This window comes from Actinotalea sp., from assembly GCF_035443605.1.
GTDB lineage: Bacteria > Actinomycetota > Actinomycetes > Actinomycetales > Cellulomonadaceae > Actinotalea.
The window spans coordinates 1-4,390 of the sequence record NZ_DAORSQ010000150.1 but is presented as its reverse complement, the minus strand read 5'-3'; the positions used below and the strand labels follow the sequence as shown (position 1 = coordinate 4,390).

General features: G+C 72.6%; 6 protein-coding genes. All 6 read left to right on the top strand.

Annotation, left to right across the window (positions count from 1 at the left end):
* Positions 1-130: 130 nt before the first annotated feature.
* A complete protein-coding gene (locus PKY62_RS12250) occupies positions 131-718 on the top strand; it encodes a DeoR/GlpR family DNA-binding transcription regulator (RefSeq protein WP_324537360.1) in 588 nt (195 codons plus the stop codon).
* Positions 715-1,665 (top strand): 1-phosphofructokinase, encoded by a 951-nt coding sequence (pfkB, locus tag PKY62_RS12245; protein ID WP_324537358.1) that lies wholly within the window; start codon positions 715-717, stop codon positions 1,663-1,665. The genes PKY62_RS12250 and pfkB overlap by 4 nt, the downstream gene beginning before the upstream one ends.
* A gap of 1 nt (position 1,666) precedes the next feature.
* The gene (locus tag PKY62_RS12240) at positions 1,667-2,125 is read left to right on the top strand and encodes a PTS sugar transporter subunit IIA (RefSeq protein WP_324537357.1); all 459 of its coding nucleotides are present in this window, start codon (positions 1,667-1,669) and stop codon (positions 2,123-2,125) included.
* Positions 2,122-3,642: a PTS fructose transporter subunit IIC gene (locus tag PKY62_RS12235; RefSeq protein WP_324537355.1), complete on the top strand. Its 1,521-nt coding sequence runs from the start codon at positions 2,122-2,124 to the stop codon at positions 3,640-3,642. Before PKY62_RS12240 ends, PKY62_RS12235 begins: the two co-directional genes overlap by 4 nt.
* 201 nt (positions 3,643-3,843) lie before the next feature.
* Positions 3,844-4,113 carry an HPr family phosphocarrier protein gene (locus PKY62_RS12230; RefSeq protein WP_324537353.1) on the top strand — a complete coding sequence of 90 codons (270 nt, stop codon included), beginning with the start codon at positions 3,844-3,846 and terminating at the stop codon, positions 4,111-4,113.
* Between the two features lie 8 nt (positions 4,114-4,121).
* The coding region (locus tag PKY62_RS12225; protein ID WP_324537351.1) for a phosphoenolpyruvate-utilizing N-terminal domain-containing protein at positions 4,122-4,390 on the top strand (269 nt) is incomplete at its 3' end.

The following is a 4,390-nucleotide window of genomic DNA, read 5'->3' as shown; positions in this document are numbered from 1 at the left end:
CGATCAGCGTATTGGCGTAGCGCGCGTTGTCCGAAGCCGCGAACTCCACCGCGACCTGGTCGAGATCGGCGTTCAGCTCCTCGGCGATCAGCGAGGCCAGGCCGGTCGTCGTGCCCTGGCCCATCTCGAAATGCTTGATGACGGCGGTGATCCGGCCGTCGCGGACCGCGAGGGGCGCATGGCGGCGCAGAAGGAACGGATCGCCAGGGCTGCCCTCGAGGAGCTGCCAGACGGCGGCGCGATCCTGCTCGACGCGGGCACCACGACGGTCCGGCTCGCCGAGATCCTGCCCACCGACCGCGAGCTCACCGTCGTCACCCACAGCCTGCCGATCGCGATGCTGCTGGCCGGCCGGCCCAGCATCACGCTGCACCTGCTCGGCGGAACGGTGCGCGGCCGTACCCTCGCCGCCGTCGGCGCGTGGGCCGAGCGCGCGATGCAGGACGTCTACGCCGACGTCGCGTTCCTCGGCACCAACGGGCTCACCATCGAGCACGGCCTGACCACCCCGGACCTCGTCGAGGCCGGGATCAAGCGTGCGCTGGTCGCCTCGGCGCGGCGCGTCGTGGTGCTCGCCGACCACACCAAGATCGGCAGGTCCGACTTCGCCCACGTGGCGCCGCTCTCCGCGGTGGACACGCTCATCACGGATCTCGACCTCGAACCAGACCTCGCCGACGAGATTGAGTCGGCCGGACCCAGGGTGGTGCGCGCATGATCATCACAGTGACCCTCAACCCCTCCATCGACCGCACGTTCGACACGGAGCGCCTCGAGCTCGGGGAGGTGAACCGCGCGCTGCGGACGCACCTCGACGCGGGTGGCAAGGGCATCAACGTGTCCCGCGGCCTCCACCAGAACGGGGTGGCGACCGTCGCGGTGTTCCCCGTCGGCGGGCCGGACGGACCGTTGCTCGTCGCGGAGCTCGAGGCGGTCGGCGTGGCGGTGCACCCCGTGCGGATCAAGGGCGCCATCCGCTCCAACGTCACGGTGGCGGACGCCGACGGCGAGACCACCAAGATCAACGCCCCGGGGCCGCGCGTGGACGAGGCCGAGCAGGTCGCGATCCTGCACGCCGTGCACGAGCACCTGGACCGCGGCACCACGTGCGTCATCGCCGCCGGGAGCCTCCCGGAGGGGATCGCCCCGAGCTTCCTCACGCGGCTCGCCGAGCTGGCCGCAGCGCAGCACGTCCCGTTCGCGCTCGACACGTCCGGCGCACCGCTCGCCGCCGCCGTGCGCGCCGGTGGCCTCGCCGTCGTCAAGCCGAACGACCTCGAGCTGGCCGAGCTGGTCGGCCGAGAGCTCCTCACCGTCGGTGAGGTCCGCGACGCCGCCCGCGAGATCATCGCGATGGGCACCGTCGCGGTGCTGGTGAGCCTGGGCGCCCACGGCGCCCTGCTCGTGACCGCCGACGGCTCCTGGTGGGCCGGCGGCGACCCGATCGTCCCGGTGTCCACGGTCGGCGCCGGCGACTCCACGCTGGCGGGGTACCTGTCCGCCGCCGGCAAGCCAGAGCCCGAGCGCCTTCGGACGGCGGTGGCGTGGGGCCGCGCCGCCGTCCAGCTCCCAGGAACGGAGGTACCCCGCCCCGAGCAGATCGACCCGGCCGCCGTCCGGGTCGTCGAGGAGCCCGCACCGGGCCTCACCCTGAAGGAGCTGTGACGTGAGCACCATCCCGCTCATCACCCCAGACCTGGTCGCGCTGGACATCGTCGCGACCGATCGCGACGCCGCGACCCGCCAGCTCATCGACCTGCTGGCCGCCTCCGGGCGCGTCACCGACGCCGACGGCTTCCACGCCGACGTCCGTGCCCGCGAGGCCCAGATGGCCACCGGCATGCCGGGCGGCATCGGCCTGCCGCACGCCCGGTCCGAGCACGTCTCCGCGCCGAGCCTGGCCGTCGGCCGGGTCCCGGCCGGTGTGGACTTCGGCGCGCCCGATGGTCCCGCCACCCTGGTGTTCCTCATCGCAGCCCCGGCGAGCGGCGACGCGGCCCACCTCAAGATCCTCGCGGCCCTGGCACGTCGCCTGGTCCACGAGTCGTTCCGCACATCCATCCTGCAGGCCCCCGATGCCGGCACGGTCGCCGACATCATCACGCGAGAGGTGAACCCCTCATGAAGTTCGTCGCAGTGTCGTCGTGCCCCACGGGCATCGCGCACACCTACATGGCAGCCGAGGCGCTGGAACAAGCCGCCGCGGCCGCAGGCCACGAGTGCTCGGTCGAGACCCAGGGTGCAGCGGGTTCGACCCCGCTGGACCCGGCCGTCATCGCCGCGGCCGACGGCGTCATCTTCGCCGCGGACCTCGAGGTCCAGGGCAAGGAGCGCTTCGCCGGCAAGCCGCTCGTCGACGTCGGCGTCAAGGCCGCCGTGCATGACGCGACCAAGGTGCTCGCGCAGGCGGTCGCCGCGGTCGAGGCGGCCCGCGCCTCCGGCGCCCCGGTGCCCAGCGCCTCCACCGCAGCGGCCGCGCCCGTTCCAGCGGCACGCAAGGTCGGCCCGGGGACCAGGATCCGCCAGTACCTGATGACCGGTGTCTCGTACATGATCCCGTTCGTCGCCGCAGGTGGCATCCTCATCGCGCTCGGCTTCATGCTCGGCACCGCCGCCTGGGGCGAGAACGGCGCGATCGAGGTCACGGCCGTCGACCCGTCGGTGCTGTGGACCGCGTTCGAGTGGGGCAACCTCGAGCACTGGGCCGTGCTGCTGTTCCGGATCGGCGCATGGGCGTTCGGCTTCCTCGTCCCCGCGCTGTCCGGCTACATCGCCTTCGGCATCGCCAACCGGCCGGGCATCGTCCCCGGCTTCGTCGGTGGCACCATCGCCGGTGCCGTCGGCGCCGGCTTCCTCGGCGGCATCGTGACCGGCTTCCTCGCGGGCTTCCTCGCCCTGTGGATCTCCGGCTGGAAGGTGCCCAAGGGCGTGCGCGGCGTCATGCCGGTCGTGGTCATCCCGCTGCTCGCCACGATGATCACCGGTGTGCTGACGATCCTCATCATCGGCCCGCCGATGAAGGCGATCAACGACGGTCTGACGAGCTGGCTCGACGGTATGAGCGGCAGCTCGGCGATCCTGCTCGGTGTCGTCCTCGGCCTCATGATGTGCTTCGACCTCGGCGGTCCGCTCAACAAGGTCGCCTACACCTTCGCCACCGCCGGTCTGGTGAACGCGACGCTGTCCACCGACCGCCCCGCCGTGGTCATGGGTGCGGTCATGGCTGCGGGCATGGTCCCGCCGCTGGCCGTCGCACTGGCGACGGTGGTCCGGCCGAAGCTGTTCTCCGAGGCCGAGCGCGAGTCGGGCAAGTCGGCGTGGCTGCTCGGCCTGTCCTTCATCTCCGAGGGTGCGATCCCGTTCGCCGCGGCCGACCCGCTGCGGATGATCCCGTCCTTCATGATCGGCGGCGCGGTCACCGGCGCCCTGGCGATGTCGTTCGGGACCGGCGTGCTCGCCCCGCACGGTGGGTTCTGGGTGACGCCGCTGGTCAACTCCCCGTTGCTCTTCCTGCTCGCGCTGGTCGTCGGCATGGTGGTCTCCGCGGCGCTCGTCATCGTGGCGAAGAGCGTCGGTCGCAACCCGCAGGAGGACGCTCTGGACTCGGTCGAGTCGCTGGGTGCCCTCTCCGGCGCGCGGTGACCTGAGCACCGTCGTCCGGGGGGTCGGCCGGCCTCGGCCTGCCGACCCCCCGGGCCGTGTCACAGTTCGGCACGAACCGCCCGAGCGGCCACGCAGGCGCGGCCGACGACGCTACGGTTCTCGCAGGAGGCCGGTCGCCGGTCGCCGCACGCGGTGCTCCCGCACCCATCCAGCTCCAGCTCCACCGGAAGGACTCTCACCATGGCTCAGCGCACCGTCACGGTCGCGTCACGCGTCGGGCTCCACGCTCGGCCGGCGTCGATCTTCACCCAGGCCGTCGCGGCCTCCGGCCTCGACGTCACCATCGCCAAGGCGGGGGACGAGCCGATGGATGCCTCGAGCATCCTCATGGTGATGGCCATGGGTGTCGCCTGCGGCGACGAGGTCGTCCTCGAGGCCGATGGCCCCGAGGCCGACCGTGTCCTGGACGAGCTGGTCACCCTGCTCGCGACCGATCTCGACGCCGAGTAGGCGTGGTCATGATCGAGCAGGGTGCGGTGCTGGCGGGCGTCGGCGTCGGCCGGGGGGCGGTCTGCGGACCTGTCGCCCGGGTGCAGCCGGCGCCCGTCGTACCGGCGGACGAGCCGGTACCCGCCGACCCCGCGGTGGCCAAGGCGAAGGTCGAGGCCGCGTTCGCCGATGTCGCGGCCGGGCTGCGCGAGCAGGCCGGCCGCGCCACGGGGACGGTCGCCGAGGTCCTCTCGGCCACCGCCCAGATGGCGGACGACAGGGCACTGCGCAAGCAGGT

Bases quoted from the DNA above. Each gene is read 5' to 3' on its own strand.
- PKY62_RS12230 (WP_324537353.1), top strand. From the start codon at position 3,844: ATGGCTCAGCGCACCGTCACGGTCGCGTCACGCGTCGGGCTCCACGCT.
- PKY62_RS12250 (WP_324537360.1), top strand. From the start codon at position 131: ATGCTTGATGACGGCGGTGATCCGGCCGTCGCGGACCGCGAGGGGCGC.
- pfkB (WP_324537358.1), top strand. From the start codon at position 715: ATGATCATCACAGTGACCCTCAACCCCTCCATCGACCGCACGTTCGAC.
- PKY62_RS12235 (WP_324537355.1), top strand. From the start codon at position 2,122: ATGAAGTTCGTCGCAGTGTCGTCGTGCCCCACGGGCATCGCGCACACC.